Source organism: Microcoleus sp. PH2017_08_TRC_O_A (genome assembly GCF_020738665.1).
Taxonomy (GTDB): domain Bacteria; phylum Cyanobacteriota; class Cyanobacteriia; order Cyanobacteriales; family Microcoleaceae; genus Microcoleus.
Genome location: NZ_JAEQCE010000027.1, coordinates 1 through 20393 on the forward strand (window position 1 = coordinate 1; position 20393 = coordinate 20393).

Annotated in this window: 24 protein-coding genes and 1 pseudogene; 15 read left to right on the top strand and 10 right to left on the bottom strand. The window is 43.6% G+C overall.

Translation table 11 applies throughout. From position 1 onward, the window contains the following. Positions 1-105 precede the first annotated feature (105 nt). Together JGK22_RS11480 and dapB are read right to left on the bottom strand one after the other, a co-directional pair. Positions 106-510 (bottom strand): four helix bundle protein, encoded by a 405-nt coding sequence (locus JGK22_RS11480; protein WP_293177471.1) that lies wholly within the window; start codon positions 508-510, stop codon positions 106-108. 54 nt (positions 511-564) lie between these two features. Next, entirely contained in the window at positions 565-1392 is an 828-nt protein-coding gene (gene dapB / locus JGK22_RS11485) for a 4-hydroxy-tetrahydrodipicolinate reductase (RefSeq protein WP_293213387.1), read from the bottom strand. 266 nt (positions 1393-1658) lie between these two features. Between dapB and JGK22_RS11490 the strand changes: the two genes are divergently transcribed. The 3 genes from JGK22_RS11490 (at position 1659) to JGK22_RS11500 (ending at position 4937) form a co-directional block, all read left to right on the top strand. After that, a complete protein-coding gene (locus JGK22_RS11490) occupies positions 1659-4214 on the top strand; it encodes an EAL domain-containing protein (protein WP_293312897.1) in 2556 nt (851 codons plus the stop codon). Positions 4215-4416: 202 nt separating this feature from the next. Further along, entirely contained in the window at positions 4417-4734 is a 318-nt protein-coding gene (locus JGK22_RS11495; protein ID WP_293312899.1) for a DUF4926 domain-containing protein, read from the top strand. Between the two features lie 53 nt (positions 4735-4787). Continuing rightward, complete coding sequence (locus tag JGK22_RS11500; protein WP_293219517.1) at positions 4788-4937, top strand: hypothetical protein; 150 nt, start codon at positions 4788-4790, stop codon at positions 4935-4937. A 257-nt stretch (positions 4938-5194) separates the two neighbouring features. On the opposite strand, the gene JGK22_RS11505 is transcribed toward JGK22_RS11500, so the two are convergent. Continuing rightward, positions 5195-5617: a hypothetical protein gene (locus tag JGK22_RS11505; RefSeq protein WP_293191884.1), complete on the bottom strand. Its 423-nt coding sequence runs from the start codon at positions 5615-5617 to the stop codon at positions 5195-5197. A gap of 198 nt (positions 5618-5815) precedes the next feature. Between JGK22_RS11505 and JGK22_RS11510 the strand changes: the two genes are divergently transcribed. The 9 genes from JGK22_RS11510 (at position 5816) to JGK22_RS11550 (ending at position 9007) form a co-directional block, all read left to right on the top strand. Beyond that, positions 5816-6265, top strand: a complete 450-nt coding sequence (locus JGK22_RS11510) for an element excision factor XisH family protein (RefSeq protein WP_293177449.1) — start codon at positions 5816-5818, stop codon at positions 6263-6265. Beyond that, the gene (locus JGK22_RS11515; RefSeq protein ID WP_293191866.1) at positions 6253-6588 is read left to right on the top strand and encodes a XisI protein; all 336 of its coding nucleotides are present in this window, start codon (positions 6253-6255) and stop codon (positions 6586-6588) included. The genes JGK22_RS11510 and JGK22_RS11515 overlap by 13 nt, the downstream gene beginning before the upstream one ends. Positions 6589-6732: 144 nt before the next feature. Next, positions 6733-7020 carry a hypothetical protein gene (locus JGK22_RS11520; RefSeq protein WP_293177443.1) on the top strand — a complete coding sequence of 96 codons (288 nt, stop codon included), beginning with the start codon at positions 6733-6735 and terminating at the stop codon, positions 7018-7020. A gap of 17 nt (positions 7021-7037) precedes the next feature. Then, entirely contained in the window at positions 7038-7376 is a 339-nt protein-coding gene (locus JGK22_RS11525; RefSeq protein ID WP_293177441.1) for a type II toxin-antitoxin system PemK/MazF family toxin, read from the top strand. Positions 7377-7620: 244 nt separating this feature from the next. Next, positions 7621-7815 (top strand): DUF2281 domain-containing protein, encoded by a 195-nt coding sequence (locus tag JGK22_RS11530; RefSeq protein ID WP_194012388.1) that lies wholly within the window; start codon positions 7621-7623, stop codon positions 7813-7815. Further along, positions 7800-8132 carry a type II toxin-antitoxin system PemK/MazF family toxin gene (locus JGK22_RS11535; protein WP_293177389.1) on the top strand — a complete coding sequence of 111 codons (333 nt, stop codon included), beginning with the start codon at positions 7800-7802 and terminating at the stop codon, positions 8130-8132. The genes JGK22_RS11530 and JGK22_RS11535 overlap by 16 nt, the downstream gene beginning before the upstream one ends. Positions 8133-8171: 39 nt before the next feature. Continuing rightward, complete coding sequence (locus tag JGK22_RS11540) at positions 8172-8321, top strand: hypothetical protein (RefSeq protein WP_293312901.1); 150 nt, start codon at positions 8172-8174, stop codon at positions 8319-8321. Positions 8322-8385: 64 nt separating this feature from the next. Further along, the gene (locus JGK22_RS11545) at positions 8386-8640 is read left to right on the top strand and encodes a type II toxin-antitoxin system ParD family antitoxin (protein ID WP_293213398.1); all 255 of its coding nucleotides are present in this window, start codon (positions 8386-8388) and stop codon (positions 8638-8640) included. Further along, a complete protein-coding gene (locus JGK22_RS11550; protein WP_293312903.1) occupies positions 8630-9007 on the top strand; it encodes a type II toxin-antitoxin system VapC family toxin in 378 nt (125 codons plus the stop codon). The genes JGK22_RS11545 and JGK22_RS11550 overlap by 11 nt, the downstream gene beginning before the upstream one ends. On the opposite strand, the gene JGK22_RS11555 is transcribed toward JGK22_RS11550, so the two are convergent. The 3 genes from JGK22_RS11555 to JGK22_RS11565 are packed head-to-tail and all read right to left on the bottom strand — an operon-like array spanning position 8987 to position 13301. Further along, on the bottom strand, positions 8987-9274 hold the full coding sequence (locus tag JGK22_RS11555; RefSeq protein ID WP_293312905.1) for a hypothetical protein: 288 nt from the start codon (positions 9272-9274) through the stop codon (positions 8987-8989). The genes JGK22_RS11550 and JGK22_RS11555 overlap by 21 nt on opposite strands. Next, positions 9256-9798, bottom strand: coding sequence for an SMI1/KNR4 family protein (locus JGK22_RS11560; protein ID WP_293312907.1), 543 nt, complete (start codon positions 9796-9798; stop codon positions 9256-9258). Before JGK22_RS11560 ends, JGK22_RS11555 begins: the two co-directional genes overlap by 19 nt. A gap of 14 nt (positions 9799-9812) precedes the next feature. Beyond that, positions 9813-13301, bottom strand: a complete 3489-nt coding sequence (locus tag JGK22_RS11565) for a S8 family serine peptidase (protein WP_293312909.1) — start codon at positions 13299-13301, stop codon at positions 9813-9815. Between the two features lie 824 nt (positions 13302-14125). On the opposite strand from JGK22_RS11565, the gene JGK22_RS11570 reads away from it, so the two are divergent. Beyond that, complete coding sequence (locus JGK22_RS11570) at positions 14126-15151, top strand: site-2 protease family protein (RefSeq protein WP_293312911.1); 1026 nt, start codon at positions 14126-14128, stop codon at positions 15149-15151. 73 nt (positions 15152-15224) lie between these two features. After that, positions 15225-15899, top strand: a complete 675-nt coding sequence (locus JGK22_RS11575) for a PEP-CTERM sorting domain-containing protein (RefSeq protein WP_293177368.1) — start codon at positions 15225-15227, stop codon at positions 15897-15899. A gap of 107 nt (positions 15900-16006) precedes the next feature. Here JGK22_RS11575 and JGK22_RS11580 read toward each other — a convergent pair. From JGK22_RS11580 to JGK22_RS11595, 4 genes and pseudogenes are all read right to left on the bottom strand, one after another. Then, positions 16007-16102: pseudogene (locus JGK22_RS11580) on the bottom strand (1,4-alpha-glucan branching protein domain-containing protein); the annotation flags it as partial. 612 nt (positions 16103-16714) lie between these two features. Beyond that, positions 16715-17278, bottom strand: coding sequence for a hypothetical protein (locus tag JGK22_RS11585; protein WP_293225438.1), 564 nt, complete (start codon positions 17276-17278; stop codon positions 16715-16717). 15 nt (positions 17279-17293) lie between these two features. Next, on the bottom strand, positions 17294-17707 hold the full coding sequence (locus tag JGK22_RS11590) for an RloB family protein (RefSeq protein ID WP_293177796.1): 414 nt from the start codon (positions 17705-17707) through the stop codon (positions 17294-17296). Then, positions 17700-18968, bottom strand: a complete 1269-nt coding sequence (locus JGK22_RS11595; protein WP_293191874.1) for an ATP-binding protein — start codon at positions 18966-18968, stop codon at positions 17700-17702. Before JGK22_RS11595 ends, JGK22_RS11590 begins: the two co-directional genes overlap by 8 nt. 269 nt (positions 18969-19237) lie before the next feature. Between JGK22_RS11595 and bchI the strand changes: the two genes are divergently transcribed. Next, entirely contained in the window at positions 19238-20323 is a 1086-nt protein-coding gene (bchI, locus tag JGK22_RS11600; protein WP_293219523.1) for a magnesium chelatase ATPase subunit I, read from the top strand. Positions 20324-20393 lie beyond the last annotated feature (70 nt).

The window sequence follows — 20393 nt, forward strand, 5'->3', positions numbered from 1 at the left end:
AATGGGGAATGGGGAATGGGGAATGGGGAATGGGGAATGGGGAATGGGGAATGGGGAATGGGGAATGGGGAATGGGGAATGGGGAATGGGGAATGGGGAGATTTTTTATTGGCGATCTATCTCAATTTTTTCATCACTTATTCGATCTTTTTTACCACCAATTGAGTTTAGATAAGCATTGAGTTTTGGTGGCAATTCATCGATTATTGGTTGAATTTTTATGACTTGTTCATCTGCTAACAACTTTCGGGCATATGCCAATCTCAACCAACTGATTGTTTCATACAAAGAGCCTCTGGCAATTTTAACAAAACGCCGATTGTCTTGATGATTGTACCTGCCGCGTCCTTCTGCGATATTAGCACAAACACTATCGGCGGCTCGTACAATTTGGTTGCCCATAGTATCTTTCGTGAAATAATCCCATTGTTTGACAATAAACCAAACCTCATTTGCTAGCTTTTCAGCCAATTTGTAAACATCCAAATCCTCAAAATCAGGTCTTGCCATATCTACACCCCTCTATTACCAATCCCCAATTCCCAATCCCCCATTCCCTATTCCCTAGAGTATTTTTTCCAATCCGTAAACGAGCGATCGCAATTCCAGCACTTTTCGCACCGATAACAAAACTCCCGGCATATAACAAGCCCGATCGCTCGTATCGTGTCGTAAAGTATAAACTTGGCCTGCACCGCCAAAAATTACCTCTTGATGAGCAATTAAACCGGGCAAACGGATGCTGTGAATCCGAATCCCTTCATCGGCCACCGAACCACGAGCTCCCGCTATTTTTTCGGTTTCCTCAACTTCTGGCACATTGAAAGTTTTTCCCAATTCTGCTAGCATTTGAGCAGTTTGAATCGCCGTGCCACTGGGAGCGTCGGCTTTTTGATTGTGGTGCAGCTCGATAATTTCTACGTGTTCAAAATACTGAGATGCGGTGACGGCTGCTTGTTGTAGCAAAACCATGCCGATCGAGAAATTGGGTATAATCAAACAGCCGATGCTGGCTTTGTCAGCGAATTCACCTAAGTTATCAATTTGCTTGCTGCTCAATCCTGTAGTCCCAACTACCGGGCGTATACCATAAGCTATAGCCGATCGCACATTTTCATAAACAGACGAAGGGTGCGTAAAATCTACCATCACGCCTAATTGCTTTTCCTGAGATGCTAATACCAGCATTCCTTGCAAGTCGTCTGTTACCGGAACTTCTAACGGGCCGCATCCGGCTAATTCCCCCGCATCGGCGTTGAGGCACTCAGGAGAACGGTCTACAGCCCCAAATAAAGTCATGTCATCAGCATTTGCGATCGCCTTAATTACTTCGCGGCCCATCTTGCCACCAGCACCGTTAACAATCACCGGAATCGGAAGTTGATTCGCCATAATCTCAAAAATATCCTGAAACTTCGATCGACTAAATTTTAACGCTTGTGGGAATTTAGGGAAACAGGGGAATAAAAAACAGGACTTGTCGGCAAATCTTCAACAACCCGGTTTCCCCTCCCGAAATACTTGGCAAAATCGAGTAATTAACTTAAATAAACTCGGTTTCGGCACAATTTCTGAAAAAATTACACTCAATCTCATAATAAGCTCAATTCTGTGGAACAGACTTGTGCGAAGCGAATTTGCACCCATATATTTTTTCTGTGACTCCCAAATTCTCTCGAAATCTTCGTTCTGTACTGTCTGTCGCCACTGGCCTCGATCTGAGTTCTCCAGGCCGCCGGGTCAGAATTTTGCCTGCAATGCTGGCGGGTGCTACTGTAACGCTGCTGAATCTGGGAGTTCAACGGTTGGGATGGCTGCAAAGCTGGGAATTGGGCAGTTTTGACTCGTTAGTACGCTTGCAGCCCGATGCGGGCAGGGATCCGAGGCTGCTGATAGTGGGAATTTCCGAGGCAGATATTCAAGCTTTGGGGAGATTTCCGGTTTCCGACGGTGCGATCGCCCAAACCTTGACAAAATTGCAAAAGTACCAGCCAAAAGTCATCGGTTTGGACTTGTACCGAGATTTGCCGCAACCACCGGGACACGAAGAATTGCTGGTCAAGCTGAAAGCACCGAATGTAGTGGCGATCGCCAAAATGAGCGATGCAGAAAGTCCGGGAGTCCCGGCGCCCCAAGGAATACCGCGCGATCGAATCGGTTTTAACGACTTCGTGCTCGACGCTGACGGCGTGGTGCGCCGCCATTTACTCTCAGTCTCGCAAGCAAACAAGACTACTGTTTCGTCGTTTTCTCTGCAACTGGCTTTGCTGTATCTCAAAAACAGCGTGCAGCCCACAGATAGCCCTGTCCATCCCCACCAAATCAACTGGGGCAAAGCAGAATTTGTGCCTTTAAAATCTGACAGCGGCGGCTATGCAAATCTTGATGCCAGAGGCTACCAAATTCTGCTCAAATACCGTTCTGCCAATAATGTAGCGCGACAAGTCAGTATGTCGCAGGTATTGAAGGGGGAAATTGACCCAACCTGGATAAAGGACAAAATTGTGCTGATCGGAACGACAGCACCTAGTACCAGAGACGTGTTTCTGACGCCCTACAGTCCGGTTCAAAAACAAACTCCGAAAATGCCGGGGGTGATCCTGCACGCCCAAATGCTCAGCCAAATATTGAGTGCCGTTTTGGAGGGGCGATCGCTGTTTTGGATCTGGCCGCAATGGGCGGAAATTTTGTGGAACGCTTCTTGGGCTGTGCTTGGCGGGGTTGTGGCTTGGCGGATTGTGCACCCGGCGAGGGCAGCATTGGTTGGGGGTGCGCTGTTGATGGGGCTGTTGGGAATTAGTTTTGCGATTTTTATTGAGGGTGGGTGGGTGCCGCTGGTGTCGCCGGCTTTGGGTTTGGTGGTGACTGGTGTGGGCGTCAGCGCTTACAGGAAGCTTTACGATGCTTTTCACGACTGTCTGACGGGTTTGCCGAACCGGGATTTGTTTGTGGAATGTTTGGGGCGGGCGATCGCCCACAATAAAGGCCACCACAGCTATCTGTTTGCAGTGCTGTTTATTGATTTAGACCGATTTAAGGTAATTAATGATTCTCTAGGTCATTTGGTAGGGGACGAACTGTTGATGGCCGTGGTGCGGAGGCTGAGGGCAAGTATTGCTCGCGCGGATACTGTGGCGCGGGTGGGGGGTGACGATTTTGCGATTTTGGCGAGGAATGTCGATCTGGGGAATGCGATCGATTTGACCGATCGCATTCACCAAGCTTTAATTGTGCCTTTTGACGTGAGAGGGCAGGAGGTGTTTGTCACGGCGAGTATCGGAATTGCGGTGGGAGGCGAACCAACTACTACCACCCGGGAACAGCCGGAACACTTGCTGCGAGACGCCCACACGGCGATGTACCGGGCGAAGGCTTTGGGAACGGGAAGGTATCAGGTGTTTAATGCTTCGATGCACGATTTGGCGTTGGAGAGGTTGCGGTTGGAAACAGATTTACGGATGGCCCTGAAGCGTCGGGAGTTTTTGCTGCACTACCAGCCCTTTGTGTCTTTGGCTAGCGGGAGGATTATTGGGTTTGAGGCTTTGGTGCGCTGGCAGCACCCCCAGCGGGGCTTGATTTCGCCGGTCAAGTTTATTCCGGTGGCTGAGGAAACGGGGGCAATTGTGCAGCTTGGTGAGTGGGTGCTGGAGGAAGCTTGCCGGCAGTTGCGGCTGTGGGAGGAAATGTTTAATTTCGATCGCCCTTTGATTATGAGTGTAAATTTATCTGGGAAGCAGTTTGCTCAGCCGGATTTGGTCGATCGCATTCAGGCTATTTTGGCAGAAACGGGTTTGAGTGCCGAGAGTTTGAAGTTGGAGATTACTGAGAGTGTGGTGATGGATGATGTCGAATCGGCGATCGGGGTTTTGAAGCAGATGAAAGCCTTAAATGTCAAATTGGGAATTGATGATTTTGGCACTGGTTATTCGTCGTTGAGTTATTTGAGTCGGTTTCCTACGGATACTTTGAAGGTTGATAAGTCGTTTGTCGGGCTGATGGAGTTGGGTGAGGGAGAGAATGTGGCGATCGTCCGAACAATAGTCACCCTGGCCCACGCTTTGGGAATGGATGTGATTGCTGAGGGTGTGGAGACGGCGGCGCAATTAGCTAGGTTAAGGGCGATCGGCTGCGAATACGGCCAAGGTTATTTTTTTGCTAAGCCATTACCGAGCGAAGATGCGACTGCTTTAATGGCTTCCGAACCGCAATGGTAGTTGTTAGTTATTAGTCATTAGTCAGCAGTCATTAGTCATTTAACGGGTGTATCTCAATGCAAGCGAATATATCCGTAGGGGCGAAGCATGACCTCCGTAAATATGAGATGATAACTAATAACTTATATGCGGTCATGCTTCGCCCTCTTCAAAAACCAGATGCACCCCATTTAACACTATTCGTTCGGAGGTAAGCACGATCGTGCCAGAATTATTTCCAGAATTATTTGATGCAGTCGAATTGTTAGTAACATTGCCTGAATCTAATTTACACCTAGGTGTTAGAGGGGCTATTGTAGATTGTTATGATGAGGGAAATTACGAAGTAGAATTTAGCGATTGCTCTGGCGAAATGATAGCTTTGTGTACTCTGTCTACCGAGCAGTTTTTAGTTGTTTGGAAGTCGAAAGAAAGGCATTGGTTGTCTGTATCTGAGCTATTAGCTGCGATGGTTGCACGTTTGTCAGACGAACGTCAGATAGAAGTTTTAGAGTTTGCACGTTCTTTGTCTGGGAGATAGCGAGTTTTTGTGAGGGCGATCGCTTATATCAAAAAGGATCTCGCCCTTCGCCCGTGAAAAAGCGATCGAGGGCGATCGACCTTTCGATGAAAAAAAGGGCGATCGACCTTTCCATGAAAAAAAGAGCGATCGCCCTGCTCTCTAATTCACAAGATAATCACTCAGAGTTTTTAGTAAGCGTTGATGTCGCTCTGAGGAAATAGCTCTAATAGAACCGATAATTTGATTGCGAGGCAATACAGCAAGGAAACCTAACCGAATCAAGGATTGAGACCGTAAACCGCTGGCAGCAAAGTCTGAGTCAGAGGGGGAAATAATATCGTCAAAACCTGGAACCTGTTGATTTAGTTGGGTACTAACACCACACTAAAAAATCTCTATAAGGTGGGAGTTCCCTCAGAAGGATGGCTGGACGATTTTAGTTGTCCCGTCAGCTTGGGGTATTGGGGTGAGAACAACATCAGCTTCCTGCATAGTCAGGATTTAGTGTTTTAATTGCATTGCTCGGGTAATCATCGTCCTGACTGTAAGCATTGTTTAGTTGATGCCTTGACAACCACAACCAGGCTTCGCGTTCTGCTAATTGTTCCGGGAGGACTGTGACAATTAGTTTTATGTTTGGTTCAAGCTTATAGGGTTCATCTAGCTGAATAGATTGCCCATCAAAATGTGCTGACAAAGAAATAAGCTTCATGGCTTGGATATCTTGAAGGCGAGTGCTTTTACTAAGTTTATCATATTTTGACGTTCTAGGGACACAGGCTTTGACCCGTTTTTCTACGATTAATTTGCTCCATTCCTTAGAAAAATGATCGCCCCTCCTCGAACCAAAAAGCGAGATTCCTCGGTCGAGAAAAGCGATCGACCTTTCCATCCCACTCATAGCGATCGCCCCTGTCCATCGACAAGACCGCGCGTGCGGAGCTATCCCGAGCGTGAATCGCCCTTTCCATATAGCCAAAAATAGGCAAAAAGCGATCGCACGTTTTGACTTATTCCAAAAAGGCGATCGCCTTTTATTTCCGCTTCCGAAATAAAGGGCAATGGCGAGATATTCAGTTTGTATTGCACTATTGCACCAGTGTATACTAGATTAGAGGGGTGTTTTGAGCTAGTTTATGCCACAGATATCTACCATAATGTCGTTAAAGCCGCTCTCATTAAAGACGGCTGGACAATTACTCACGATCCTTTCACTATTAGATTTGAAGACTTGACTGTTTACGCGGATCTAGGAGCCGAAAAATTAATTGCCGCCGAGAGGAGTGAGCGAAAAATTGCTGTTGAGGTGAAGGTATTTATCAGTCCTTCCCCAGTGACCGATCTCGAACGAGCCGTTGGACAATACTATCTATATTCGAGTTTTATGGCACGGCTGGAGCCCGATCGTACTCTATATCTTGCCATTCCGAAACGCACTTATGAAAACTTTTTTCAGCGTCCGTCGATTCAGGAATTTGTTAAAGAACGACAATTCCCTTTGATTGTTTTCAATCCCGACTTAGAGGAGATTGTACTATGGAAAAGTTGACTCAGTATCGATCGATCGCGCGAGAAGTAATCGACGAATATGCCCGATATAAACCTAGTTTCGGGCAGAGCGATATGTCGGCGGTTTATGATAGCGATCGCGACCATTATTTGCTGGTTAGTTTTGGATGGAATGGCGATCGGCGAGTTCACAGCACTATCGTGCATCTGCGAATTTTCGAGGGCAAACTCTGGATTGAACGAGATGAAACTGAGGAGGGGGTGACTCAGGATTTGCTGGATCGAGGGGTTTTTCAAAAAGATATTGTGCTGGCTTTTTACCATTATGAAGACCGGAAGTTGACTGATTTTGCAATTGCTTGAGGTAAAGGGCGAGATCCCTTGGTTGAGAAAAAGGGGTAAAGAGCGATCGCACGTTTTGACTTATTCCAAAAGGGCGATCGCCAATCGACTGACGGTAATAGTTGTATAATAGACAAAGTAGGCAAGCACAAAAAGTGAAAACCGATGTCACAGGCAATCCTCAACCAAATTGTCAATCAGCTTGAAATGCTGGAAATTTTAGAGTTACAGGAACTCGATCGGGCGATCGGGAAATATCTAGCCCAGAAACAGCAAGCTACTCAACAAAATCAAAAATTTGCTAAAAAAAGGCAATTATTTCGAGAGTGGGATGCCATTTCTGATGAGGAAGCTGCGGTACTAAAATCTGAGTTTGCGGCAGAAGATTTAGAGTTGGCAGAAGTTGCCTTAAGTGATTATATGCTGAGACTTCAACAACTGGATAAAATCTGATGCTAGGAGATATTTATTTGGCTGATTTGAATCCTTCGAGAGGCTCAGAACAAGCAGGAATTAGACCAGTCATTGTTGTACAGCGAGATACATTAGACCGCTTTACTACAACAGTCATCGTAGTTCCCGTAACAAGTAATCTGCGGCGTGCTAAAATACCAGGGACAATTATTTTGCCGACTGGTGAAGGTGGTTTACCACAAGATTCAGTCGTGCTTTGCTATCAAATAGTAGCGATAGATCGAGAGCGATTAATCAAAAAAATGGGCACTCTTTCAGCAGATTATGTATCAAGATTACAGGTGGCATTGCAGTATACATTGCAAATGGATGAATTTGAAAATGTAGAAGAATAGAATGAGTTGAAGTAAGCGCGTGCGAAGCTATCCCGTAGGGAATCGCACTTTTTGACTTATTCCAAAAGGGCGATCGCTTATCTGCGCTTACAAGCAAGGCGATCCTGCTATAATTGGCTAAAGTTGCTGATGTTGAGCCAGAGGAGGCAGAGGAATCTGCGCGATGAGCTGCTAATCTCAAGGATGCTATAATAGATAGGAGTTACGCATGACCTCAATTAGTATATTTTTCTAGGTAAATGAGATGAACGCTAAAGAATTACTCCTTAAGGAAGTAGAGAATATTCCAGAATTTATATTAGAAGAAGTTTGGAATTTCCTGCAATTCCTCAAATTAAAATACAATAAAGATAAGTTAGAAGCAAGCCTGCTCAGTGAATCTTCTTTGGAAAAAGACTGGTTAAAGTTAGAAGAGGATGAAGCATGGCAGAATTTGTAAAAGGTGATGTAGTAGTTGTTCCATTCCCATTTTCAGATTTAACACAAGCCAAGCGCCGACCGGCTCTAGTAATCGCAACTTTGGCAGGAGACGATATAATTCTTTGTCAGATTACTAGCCAAAAGATCGCCGATCGCTATGCTATCACTCTTGAAAGTAGTGATTTTAGCGAGGGCGGACTTAACCAAATTAGCAACATTAGACCTAATCGCTTGTTTACCGCAGATCGAGGAATTATACTTTATAAAGCCGGTCAGCTTAAAACTGAAAAGTTAAACGAGGCGATCGCTAAGATTGTTGAAATTATTCAGCAGTAATTCTCTATTGTCAAGCGTTCCCTCTGCTTAAAATACTGTTTGACTATGTTGTGTTGTGCGATCGCCATTTTGGGCTGGAAAGAGCGATCGCACGTTTTGACTCCTTCCAAAAGGGCGATCGCTGGTTTGGCATCTGGTATAGATGAAGGGCGATCGCGCCATCTTCCCATAGCCAAAAATGTTAAATAACAAAATTGGATAATTTTTGTTATTATGGAGGGTAGTAGTTGACTCAAATAGGTGACTCAACATCATGAATATATCCTTAACTCCTGAACTAGAGCAGTTTGTTCAATCAACAGTCAAAAACGGTAGGTACTCATCTGCTTCTGAAGTGATTCTGGCTGGATTACGATTGCTAAAAGAACGGGAAATTTTAGTTGTTTTGAATCCGGTTTCGTCAGAGGGTAAGCAGAAACCCAGCTATGATTTTTCGGATTTGGTAGGGCGATTAACTTGGCGGGGAGATGCAGTAACAATGCAGAGGAATCTACGCGATGAGTGGTAATCGCTATGTGTTGGATACGAATGCGATCGTTGCTTTGCTTCAAGGGAATATTCAACTCATTGAATTACTTAAAGATGCCGATTGGCTGGGAGTTTCAATAATTAGCCAAATTGAGTTTCTGGTGTTTCCGGGGCTGACTAAAGACGATCGTCAGATTTTTGAGCAGTTTCTGCAACGAGTGGAGGTTCTTGGTTTAGGGGCGATGGATGCTGTTTTGATTGACAAAATCATTGAAATTCGCCAGCAACATCGCTTGAAACTGCCGGATGCGGTTATTGCAGCAATGGCAATCCAAAATTCAGCAACTTTGGTGACAGCCGATCGAGAGTTTGCAAAGGTAACAAGTTTAACTGTAATTAATTGGTAGAGATTGCCAACGATCGCCCTCTCCATCCCAAACAAGCGATCGCACTTTTTGACTTATTCCAAAAGGGCGATCGCAGGTTTGGCATCTGGTATACATGAAGGTCGATCGCCCTTTCCTGCAAAAACATTCGTAACCAAAAGGGCGATCGGACGGATGTTGAGTTGAGGAGATAGATCGCCCTTTTTTGATAAAGAGGAGGAAAGGGCGATCGGGCATCTGCAATCTCAAAAGGGCGATCACATCCATATCTAACTTGAGTATTCCCACGGCAGTAAGGCCTCCTGACATTTTTCAATCATTGGGTCTTGTTCAAGAACTTTTTGTTTGTTAAAAGGCCAATAATCTTCACCAATTTCTTGCCGAAGCACAAAGCGCAGGAATTGCCATAGCCCAGATGCAACTACATATGCCAAACAATCAGCATCTTCATGAGTATCGATGAAAAAAACTGGATGACCTGAAACTTTACAGGAGTGTTTTCCTAATACATAATAATTGCCACATCCATCTCCAGCAATAGGAATCCATCCTTGTTTCTTCCAGCTTGGATAAAGTTCATAAAATGAATCTACATCCAGCCATCGTTCCAAAGTATGAACCCCAAAAAGACCTCCTCCAATATATGAACCATTACATATGCAAAGCCAAGCTTTAAGGTCTGGGGGAACATCCAGATTATTCTGAATGGCAAACCCCAATATCTCAGTCTCGTTAGTTCCACTTGGAGGTGATTGTTCTTTTAATGCCAATACGTTATAAAGTAGTGAAATCACTTCTTCTTTAATTTTCATGTCTCTTCCTCTTTTTACTTGGCAGGTTTCATGAATTGACCATACTTCAGGTCAATTTCTTTAGCTTTACTTTCGACTTGCTCAGATGTTGGGTTTCCGGTCAAAGCTTTACGCCACGAATTCCATTCATTAGTTATAGACTGGTGATTCTTAGGGTCAACTGACTTCAAATTGCTCAAAGCATTAGGGTCATCCCCTCTTCTTATATGCGACCACTCTAGAGGAATACGATGATGAACTTGATTAGGACTGGCAGCACGACCAGTTACCTGTTCCCAAATGTCCCTGGCATCTCTTCGGAGAAAGTCCTTATCTGTAGTAGATAGGCGCTTACCTTGTGTTATGTCTCTAAGAACATCCCCTTTTCTTTGAATTCTACTTTTATTTTGACGCTTCTTTTTATTGTCCTGTTTTTGGTTTTGAAACCAGTTACGTTGGACAGCCTTACGCTTTATTGGTCCGGTGACTATGCCAGCAAGCAAACTCAAAAATGGGCCTGTACTGCTTTCAACAAAATCTTCTCCTATTTTATCTAAGTCTGCTTCAGTTTCAGCATTATTGATTTTACTTGGTAGGTTCTCTACACCCTTTTTTAGGGTATCAATAGTATTCAATATTTCCTGAACAGCTTTCGCCGCATTCTCAACAAGCTGCTTCGTCTCTTCCCATGCTTTTAGAGGATTTAAAATGAAATTCCAGATATTTTGACCTGTATTTCCAATTAAGCTCAAGAGTTTACCAGGATTAGATGCTAAGTTCCAAAGACTGGCTAATATCTCACTTGGAGATTTATCTATCCCAACTAGCTGCATTGCAGCTAAGATTGCACGACCAGGCGCCGTTCTACCAAGGACTTTAACAACTACAACATCGAATATCTTTTTAATCAGCCTTCCCCAATCAACATTAGGAAATTTTTTAGTTTCCTCAAGAATACTGTTGAAGTCAGAACCGATATCATTAAGAGCAGCTTCTGCCAGTCCCTTAATATACTCAGGAACGTATTCCTTAATGTGGTCATATACCGCATTTAGTTTCCAGTCACGCGACCGACTCTTGATATTTTCACCACTATCGTCGTATTCAAACTTATCATTATAGTTATAGTCTTCATCGCTAGACTCATCAGGCTTAGAGGATGGTTTCGGAGTAACGGCAACACCCGGCCCTGGTTGATAACTCACAGGCAAATAAATCGATTGTCCTGGTTTGATCGATTGTGCTTCCGCTGCGGTAAATGTACTACCATCAACTTTCTTAATCTCCGTCCAACGGTTAGCATTACCCAGTTCTCGCAGAGCGATCGCCGATAACGTATCCCCACTACGCACAACATACTGCCGCTGCTGTCCAGGCTTTGCCGGAGGTGCATTATAGGAATTAGTCTGAGCATTTTCCAGTCGGACAAACGACACTCCAGCATATTGAGCCGGCGTCAGAATTCGTTCCTTAATTCCACTACCGGTCGGCCAATTTGCCTCAGTAATCCGAACCCGTCCATCGGGATAAACCTCTTCCAAAAAGGCAACGTGACCCACACTTCCAGCCCCTTTAGTATTCGGCGGCCAAACGACTAAACCCCGCGCCCCAGCAGTTGGTGTAGAAGTAACAGGCAAACCTACCTTCAAAGCATCGTTCCTCCACAGCCCAGCATTACCCAGGAACAAAGCATTTTTCTTGACATCTGGGGGTAACAATCCTGTTTCCAGCATCCGTCCATAGGCATACCAAGTGCATTGCCCCTGCCAGCGGTAGGCAAAAGGATTAACCGCCCCATTCCGGTAGTTAGCTGAATTAGAGTTAATTGGAACTTGCGGAGTTGGTGTTGGTGTTGGTGTTGGAGTTGGTGTTGGTGTTGGTGTTGGTGTTGGTATAGGTGGTAACGGAGTAGAACCGGGAGCATTCCCGTTAATAAGTGCGCTCGCTATCCAGTTATTCGTGCCAGCAATCCGATACCAGCGCTCATCGGGAGTTCCTAGCTGAACGTCAGGAATGCGCTCTCCATAAGTCCAACCGCTAAATTGAAGAGTAGTTTTATAGCCATATGTGCCGACTCTCCCAAAGCTAGTTCTAGGCCCCGATCGCACATTTGCACCAATCGTTGCCATTACCGAACCAGAAAAGTTTACTGCTTCGATATTTGGCCACAGGGGTACAGCAACCGCACGTTCCCCAGGCGTTACCTTTCCTTCGCCGCTCCAAGTATCAGGAACAACTGTTGCCGGAATTTCGTAGACTTCCGGCGTAGTCTTCTTCGCCAAATCCACCGCAGCCAACGTATTCAAAAACCCAAAACCCGTCTCATCATCCCATCCAACCGGCCCCAAATCCCTCGCCGTAGACTTCAAAATCTCCATCACTTGGCGATAGTTCAAAGCAGGATTTGCCGCCCAAACCAAAGAAGCCGCCCCCGCAACTTTCGCAGTCGCTACCGAAGTCCCCGCCATCGTACCCAAATCATTTCCCACAGTCGATAAACCAGGGTGTTCAGTCGTGCCGCCATCCGCCACAATATCCAAACCGCGGCCATAACTAGAATAGATCGATCGCCCGTTAATATCCCCAGCCCCAACAGTAAAAATATTGTCAAATTCCTGAGAAGCTTGGCCCAAAACGGACATCACACCGCCATCATTACCCGCCGCCACTACCAGCATGACCCCATTTTGCCGCGCATATTCGATCGCACTTCTTTCTTGCGGAGTCAACTCATAGCGCGTCGTCACACTCTCGTCAGCATTCTTCTGAGTCAAATCCAAACTGAGATTGGCGATCGCATTTTTCTGTCCAGAAGCCTTCGCAGCATCCACAAACTCTACCAAAGAATCCGCCCATCTCCCAGAATCGATCGCCCTTCCCACCCACTTCGGCGCAGTCTTATTAATCGCATCAATAATCCCCAACATAAAAGTACCGTGCTCGCTACCTTCCCCACGCTTCAGCAACGGATTATCATCCCCGCCCACATAATCGCGGCCCTTCTTGATATTCGCGTAATTCAAATAAGGACTATCCGCACTCACACCCGTATCAATACTTCCCAGCAACGGCTGATTAGCCAAAGGAAAATTTAGCAATTGACGGATTGCATTCGGATTGTTAGGATTCGGCGCCTGGGGATCGACGGGAATTATACCAATTGGCAAAGTCTCAAACGCACCGCCCGGATTGTAAGGAGTTTGAGTGGCAATTCCGTTGTTGTACAAACCCAGCGGGTCAAAATCAATCAGCGGTGGTAAATTATTAGTTGGCGCAGAAGGGTCGATCGGGCAAACACCGCTATCAGCAAAGAAATTAGGTAAATGTAAATCAGGTAGCGGCAAAGAACCGAATAACTGATGCAGCGGATTCAAATCATCCAGCCATCCCCCAACACCCGCACTCGGAGTCACAATTCTTTCCAACACATGACTGCGGGATTTTTTGCGGCCTTTGCGTTTCGGTGAATTTCCAAAACCTTGAGCCTCTTTGCGTTTTTTGCCACCCAAATTTAGCCAACCCATAATCTTTCTACCTTGATTAATATGAATTCGATCGCACGAACTCGATCGAATGCCTCCCGCATTCAACCAAAATCGTTACTTGACAAAAATCTGTAAGTAATAATCTGAAAATTTCTGTTTGTTTGAAAAACTACGCAAAGTTAACAAATTTTACGTATTGGCGATCGCTTCACATCTGCCGCGCTTTGCTAACGGTCTCGTTGGCGATTGAGCCCATACTTTGTCAATGCTTAATTTTTCGGTTTTTCTTGCTTCTTCACGGTTATCCTACACCAAAAACCCTCTTTCGATTGTAAAGTTTGTGTAAAGTTTTTTTGCCAACTTAAATTAGGACTGACTCCGAAACCTGGTTTTTACGAAAATATGGAATCGCAGCCTTTAAAATCGATAAAAAACCCGGTTTCCGGCCGCCAGCGCTACATTCCAAAAATAGTTAGAATTGGCACTTGCTTTTTTTACGATTTCTGATAATATGAACCGAGAGGTGAAATTTGGAATGAGGTCTGAAGCCCTAGCAAATATCACCAAAGCTTCTTCAAAAACTACTCTCCCCTTTCCCTGCTTCTTTGAAACAGGGCACATATTGCTTGGAAAATTTATGTTTTCAGCAAGATTTAGGGCGATCGCACTTTTGCTCTCTAAAAAAAGGGAGGAGAAAGAGCTTCTTCAAAATCTCCTACTTAAGGAGGATGCGAGGGTATCTGAATTTAACGGGGAAAGGGGAAATTTGAAAACAGGCGCTAGGGGCGATCGCTCTTTTAGCCTACCAAGGCATAATTCTTATTTAGTCGATCGCACTTTGTCAGCCAAAGTAACAATATGCTATGGAACTCAAATCAGCGGTGCAGTGGATAGCTCATCCAGACGGTCATTGGATACTTCGCAATCCCGAAGACATGACTTTCATGGAAGTTGACGACTTTGACAAACAGGTAATCTTGCAACTAAGCAAACAACCCGTAACAAACACTCTCGCTGAATACGACATCGATTTAGAAGATGTGCAAAACCTCTTGAGAAGCTTAGCACAAACGGGAATGCTACAAGGCACAAAAGCCCCGAAAGCCAAATTCAATCTTCTATCTTTCACAATTCCCCTAGTCAATCCCGATGTCTGGCTGTCGCAGCATATCGACAAATTGCGCTGGATTTGGACGTGGGAGTTTGGATTTTTCCTGTGCGCTTTCATCGCATCTTCCGCAGCAGCTTGGTTTGGTTCCTCGGCGGAAGTTGTTGTCTCGCACCAGCAGTTGTGGACAGCCGGAAAAATTGAGACTATTATCACATTTGTGTTGCTGACAATCCTGGTAATATCTTTGCACGAACTCGGTCATGCTTTCACGCTCAAACATTACGGCGGTATTGTTAAAGAAATTGGATTGTTATTTATGTGTTTCATTCCTGGATGTTATACAGATACTAGCGACCAATACAGTTTAGTCAAGCGAAAACAGCGGGTTTTAGTCGTGGCAGCGGGAGTTTTGATTCAAGTAACAATTTGGGCGTTTGCTGTTTGGGTTTGGCTGTTTTCGCAGTCGAATCCTGTCTGTCATCAAATTAGTTATTTATTGATGGTGGCGGCTTTGCTGACTGTAGCAATTAATTTGAATCCCCTCAACCGATTTGACGGTTATTATTTGTTAGTGGCAGGAACTGGCATTAACAATCTGCGTCAAAAGTCGTTTGATTTTTATATGGATTTGTTGCGGAGGGAGGAGATTGAGGCAGAATCAAGTGATAGATTGGTTTTGGCAGCTTATGCGCCTTTGAGTATCATTTATACTGTTTTTGCTTTGAGTTATTTAATCTCCTTGCTGGGAAACTGGGTTTTGCGGGTTTGGAGTTTTTAACCGCAGATTAATCACGGGCGAGACGCCCGTACCACAAAATGTTGTTGATTTTTTTAGTTAGGGGTTTACTGATATGAATGTTTGTCAAAGGTTGGGAATTGTTGGCGGAAGTTTGAGTTTTGCGGTTGTTAGTCAATGTTTTTCCGTAGAAGCTGCTACTCTGAGTCAAACTTATACTGTGAATCTGGATTCGCAGCCGTTAAATAGCAGTACGAATGTGGTTTTGCCGAAGTTTAATTCGCTGTTGGGTACTCTGTTGAAGGCTTATGTTACGGTTAAGTCTACTGTTAATAATAGTGTCAGCATTACTCCTTTGACTGGAGATTTTACGGGAACGGCAGCAACTAATGCTAATATTGCTGTGAATATTCGGCTGTTGAAAACTGACCCGAATTTGACTTTGAGTGTTTTGGCTAGTCCGCCGGAAACGAAGATTGCTAGCGGTGGTACGGGAAGTGTTAGCGGTTTTGGTTCTGGTAGCGTGTCGAAAAGTTATGATTTGCCGCAGTTTTTGAGTGCTTTAACTGGCTGCGATGGTGATACTTTTACTGCTGGTGTGGCGACAACTGGTTTAACTCAAATTCTGGGGAGTCCTGCTAGAGGTAGTTTTGGCGGTAAGGTGTCGGCGGATATTGCTGCTAGTGTAACTTATGAGTATGAACCTGTGCCGGAACCGATGACGGTGGCTGGTACGTTTGTGGCGGCGGGAATGGGTTTATTGTGGAAGAAAAGACGAACAAAAAGATAAGAAGACCTAGCGGTTAAAATTACGTTATTTTCTTCAGTCTGCGGAGGCAGACTTTGTTCGTGTAGACGCGGTTTCAACCGCCGTCTGCATCTGTTTTGGGTAACTTCAAGCGATCGATAAATGCGATAATTAATCTCAGGGAAGATGCGATCTATCTCCTGAACCTTCTCCAGCCAGCCAGAATCGACTTTGCCTTCTTTAACTTGCAAACTTCCGGGATTTTTGATGTTAAATGGATAAAGGTCAAAAATATTTTTACTGTCAACACTACCTGTGTAGGTTTTGCTGTCAGTCAATGCCCCGATGTTAAGTTCAGCCATGTGTACCCCTGAAAAATAGTTGCTGGAAAATGCCCTCAAATATATATCTGTGGGAACTTGAGGTTTTTATGCAAAATCCGGAAAATCGTTACATTAGTTTATATTGGCGTGGCGCGATCGCCCTTCTTCTACCATCTACCCTGAGTTAACATCGGTGGTAACTTTGCTGCAAACTCTTGTGGGGTGGGCATCCTGCCCGCCCAAATTTGTCATGTAAATGCCGCAAATCTTAGTTGCGCTTGGGTTTTGCAGAAACAGACTTACGCATTTACCAAAGAAACCGGGTTTTTGGCGGAGTCTGTGCACTGCGATCGAGTATTCTCGAAAAAATCCGGTTTCTGACCACTCCTGCGTCCAAGATTATAAAATTGAAAGTCGATCGGAGGTAAGTGCGATCGTGCGCTATCATCGGAACAATTTTTGGTAGTTTGGCTGACGCAAGAAAGGCGTTGGTTATCTGGGAGATAGCGAGTTGTTGTCAGGGTGATAGTTTTTTTACAGTTCAGTTACATTGTCAAGGGCAATAATTAGTATTTCATTCGGCTTAGGACTAAAATTAAATCTTAAAGTCCCCGTTGCGGAAAATATTTCAAACTTTAAGATAATATCTTGAGTTAAACTTGGTTCAATTATTATTGGATTATCAAGAGCAAGTTGAAATTTATTTTGATCTTCATCTCTTATATAAAAGTGACCGCTGTCATTGTTAACTAAATAGGTAATGTTTTTGTCATTGAGAATACTAACACTCAACTTTATTATTCCACAGTTGTGCTGAACAGCATTAACCGTGATACTAATATCGCTAATTTTCTGTGTTTCGTTAATAACTCCATAGGTTACAGGATTCAAATCTAAAAGCTTTATGACTAACTTGTCTACAGTGGTATAAGGATTTAATTCATAGATTTTATGATCGCAAGCAGCTAAATTTTGTGCCATCTTCATCCGTAACCATGCTGAATTTTCAATAGCTGTTTTAGTCAGGCTTTTAAGTCTAGAATAAATTAAAATATCTGCTTTTTTAGCATAGCCTGTAAAATAATCTGATTGTTCCAAGTAATCAATAACATTTTAGGACTTAGGGAAAGCAGTTCGATACTGTTCGTAATGCAATAAAATCCAATGCTCAAAGGCAATACTTGAAAAAGCAAGATTCACACCATGTTTCTTGGCTTCTGAAAATGCTTGTTCGTGTTTGGTATAACCATCTTTATCAAAAACTGCCCAAACTTCATCATAATTATTTATTTCTTGTTTGGCGAGTTTGACCAGATTCATCGCATCTGTTTTAATAGATTCACCTTCTTTTTTTGCTGCTTTGATTTGGTCTTCTTCACTTGGATAAACTTTGACCGCATATTTCTCAAACACATCATCTTGTTGAGCAATCTCCTCAAAGTAAATTCGTTCTGTATTAGTTCCTTCACATACTATGTAGATCGACTGCTTTAACTGTTTTCGTTTATTCTCTCTTTTTTTATTCATCACCAAACATAAATTCAACTTCTTTAATATTAGGTTGACCACCAAATTTACCTTGCATATACCATTGGTCAAAAGGTTCATCACCTTTTACCTTGTCAAAGTCTTGGGCAGAAAAGAGTTGTGTTTCACCATATTTATTTTTTTCGGTAAACCATATTTGGTCTTTTCTTAACAATTCTCGATCGAGCAATGTAGTTTCATGGCTAGCAAAAATTAGTTGGGCATTACGGGGATTAGTTGACGGATGGTGAAATAACTTAATTAAAAACTTACACAGTTTGGGATGTAAACTATTATCTAATTCATCAATAACTAGAATATGACCTTCATTTAAAATAAATAAAATTAGAGTGCCAATAGTATAAAGTGTCATAGTTCCTATTGATTCTTCATGAAAAAATGAAAATTCACTTTCACCAGTAAACACATTATTTTTAAATGTTTTGTGAACTGCAAATACCTCATATTTATCACTCATTATTAAATTTTTAATATCCTCTGGCATCTCTTCATCAAATTCAGAAGTCATTGATTTTTCCTCAATATTAATTCTATCGATATGAGTGTCGGCAATTTGGATGAGCTTACTTAATTTCTTTTTCAGTTTTTCATCTCCTTGTAATGATTGGTTGACATGACGTATTAATGATTTTTTTGTTTGATTATCATAGGCTGGGAAAAAAGCATAGGTTTTTAAGTATTCATAGATTTTTTGCATTTGTTCATGTTCTTCACGAGCGACTTTTGATAAATAAGGATATTTAGTTAAAGCTTTATTTGAAAAAGAGCGCTTGTCTTGAAAATAATCACCGCGTTTGACCTCATTTTTTGTACGAATGAATAAGTTTGACTTTCTTTTTTTAGGGTAAAAATCTAGCTGTTCGTGATGAACTTCTCGACTATCAAAAGCAATTTGATAGTCATACATAATTCCTTCAAGAATAAAACTCAGCTTAAAAATAGAAGGCTGGCTTAATCGCGATTCATCTAACTTAAATGGTTCGTAATAAGGAATTTTATGATCGACATCAATATTGAGAGTCTGAATATAGGAAATAAGTCTATGTAAAGCCTTGAGAATATTTGATTTACCAGAAGCATTGGCTCCATAGATCGCAGCCGAGTTAAGCAATCGCAGTTTATTGCCTTCGATCGGCACAAAAGTATTCTCATTCTTCCTGCTGGAAGAGTCTGCAATCATACTTAATGTTTGCTCTTCTTTAATTGACCTAAAGTTAGTGACTGAAAAATCAATTAACATAGAGGAACTCAACTTTTAATTAGATAGAATCACTCAGCCAATATCTGCCAATGAAATAGATTAAATGAAAGAGATAAATAACTATCTCATAATTATAGCTCTTGACTGACTTTACACGATATTATATGAGCCTATTAATTTCTGTAAGCCGACTCGGCTTGACCCTGAACAACCTTCGATCGACTAATGTACCCCTGTATGTCACAATAGAGGACTGTCATTAGAGTAAAGAATTTATTGTGAGTCCTACTGCCGAAGTCAGCAATAACCTGAATGCGGGCGCTATACCAACCGTTACCGCCACCGCCCCCCGCCGCGCTGTTTTTCCCTTCACTGCGATTGTTGGCCAGGAGGAGATGAAACTGGCGCTGCTTTTGAATGTCATCGATCCCAAAATTGGCGGAGTGATGATTATGGGCGATCGCGGTACAGGCAAATCTACCACAATCCGCGCCCTCACAGATTTACTGCCAGAAATTGAAGTCGTGGCTGACGATCCTTTTAACAGCCATCCCACCGATCCAGATTTGATGAGCGATGAAGTGCGCGATCGCACTTTGCATCACGGTACAATGCCGATCGCCCGCAAAAAAGTACAAATGGTAGACTTGCCACTCGGCGCTACCGAAGACAGAGTGTGCGGTACGATCGACATTGAGAAAGCTTTGTCCGAAGGAGTTAAAGCTTTTGAACCAGGCCTTTTAGCTAAAGCTAACCGCGGCATTCTTTACGTCGATGAAGTCAATTTGCTCGACGATCACTTAGTCGATGTTTTGCTCGACTCCGCCGCCAGCGGTTGGAATACAGTTGAAAGAGAAGGGATTTCAATCCGCCACCCAGCTAAGTTTATTTTAATTGGTTCCGGGAATCCAGAAGAAGGAGAATTGCGGCCGCAATTGCTTGACAGATTTGGAATGCACGCAGAAATTCGCACTGTAAAAGATCCTAATCTGAGAGTAGAAATTGTCGAACAACGATCGAGTTTTGACCAAGATCCGCCCGAGTTTCTCGCCAAATATCAGCACCAACAAGACGATATGCAGCAGAAATTGGTGGAAGCCCAAGAAAGATTAAAATCCGTAAATCTCGATCGCGATTTGCGAGTAAAAATTTCCCAAGTCTGCGCCGAATTGGACGTAGACGGGCTACGAGGCGATTTGGTCACAAATCGGGCCGCGAAAGCTTACGCCGCCTTAGAATGCCGAACAGAAGTCACTGTGGACGATATTCGCAAGGTAATGACTCTGTGTTTGCGCCACCGATTGCGGAAAGACCCGCTCGAATCCATAGATTCCGGCTATAAAGTGACTAAAGTGTTCGATCGAGTATTCGGCCTAGAAACAACCGAAGGTTAGAGCATCGATGGCCAAGAGTAGTATCTTAACAAATGGAACCTCTGCGAGTCGGCTTTAAATTCTGATAAAC

Excerpts from the sequence above, each read along its gene's own strand:
- JGK22_RS11480 (WP_293177471.1), bottom strand. The coding sequence starts at position 510 with ATGGCAAGACCTGATTTTGAGGATTTGGATGTTTACAAATTGGCTGAA.
- dapB (WP_293213387.1), bottom strand. The coding sequence starts at position 1,392 with ATGGCGAATCAACTTCCGATTCCGGTGATTGTTAACGGTGCTGGTGGC.
- JGK22_RS11505 (WP_293191884.1), bottom strand. The coding sequence starts at position 5,617 with ATGAGTGGGATGGAAAGGTCGATCGCTTTTCTCGACCGAGGAATCTCG.
- JGK22_RS11515 (WP_293191866.1), top strand. The coding sequence starts at position 6,253 with ATGGAAAAGTTGACTCAGTATCGATCGATCGCGCGAGAAGTAATCGAC.
- JGK22_RS11520 (WP_293177443.1), top strand. The coding sequence starts at position 6,733 with ATGTCACAGGCAATCCTCAACCAAATTGTCAATCAGCTTGAAATGCTG.
- JGK22_RS11530 (WP_194012388.1), top strand. The coding sequence starts at position 7,621 with ATGAACGCTAAAGAATTACTCCTTAAGGAAGTAGAGAATATTCCAGAA.
- JGK22_RS11535 (WP_293177389.1), top strand. The coding sequence starts at position 7,800 with ATGGCAGAATTTGTAAAAGGTGATGTAGTAGTTGTTCCATTCCCATTT.
- JGK22_RS11545 (WP_293213398.1), top strand. The coding sequence starts at position 8,386 with ATGAATATATCCTTAACTCCTGAACTAGAGCAGTTTGTTCAATCAACA.
- JGK22_RS11550 (WP_293312903.1), top strand. The coding sequence starts at position 8,630 with ATGAGTGGTAATCGCTATGTGTTGGATACGAATGCGATCGTTGCTTTG.
- JGK22_RS11560 (WP_293312907.1), bottom strand. The coding sequence starts at position 9,798 with ATGAAAATTAAAGAAGAAGTGATTTCACTACTTTATAACGTATTGGCA.
- JGK22_RS11565 (WP_293312909.1), bottom strand. The coding sequence starts at position 13,301 with ATGGGTTGGCTAAATTTGGGTGGCAAAAAACGCAAAGAGGCTCAAGGT.
- JGK22_RS11570 (WP_293312911.1), top strand. The coding sequence starts at position 14,126 with ATGGAACTCAAATCAGCGGTGCAGTGGATAGCTCATCCAGACGGTCAT.
- JGK22_RS11575 (WP_293177368.1), top strand. The coding sequence starts at position 15,225 with ATGAATGTTTGTCAAAGGTTGGGAATTGTTGGCGGAAGTTTGAGTTTT.
- JGK22_RS11590 (WP_293177796.1), bottom strand. The coding sequence starts at position 17,707 with ATGAATAAAAAAAGAGAGAATAAACGAAAACAGTTAAAGCAGTCGATC.
- JGK22_RS11595 (WP_293191874.1), bottom strand. The coding sequence starts at position 18,968 with ATGTTAATTGATTTTTCAGTCACTAACTTTAGGTCAATTAAAGAAGAG.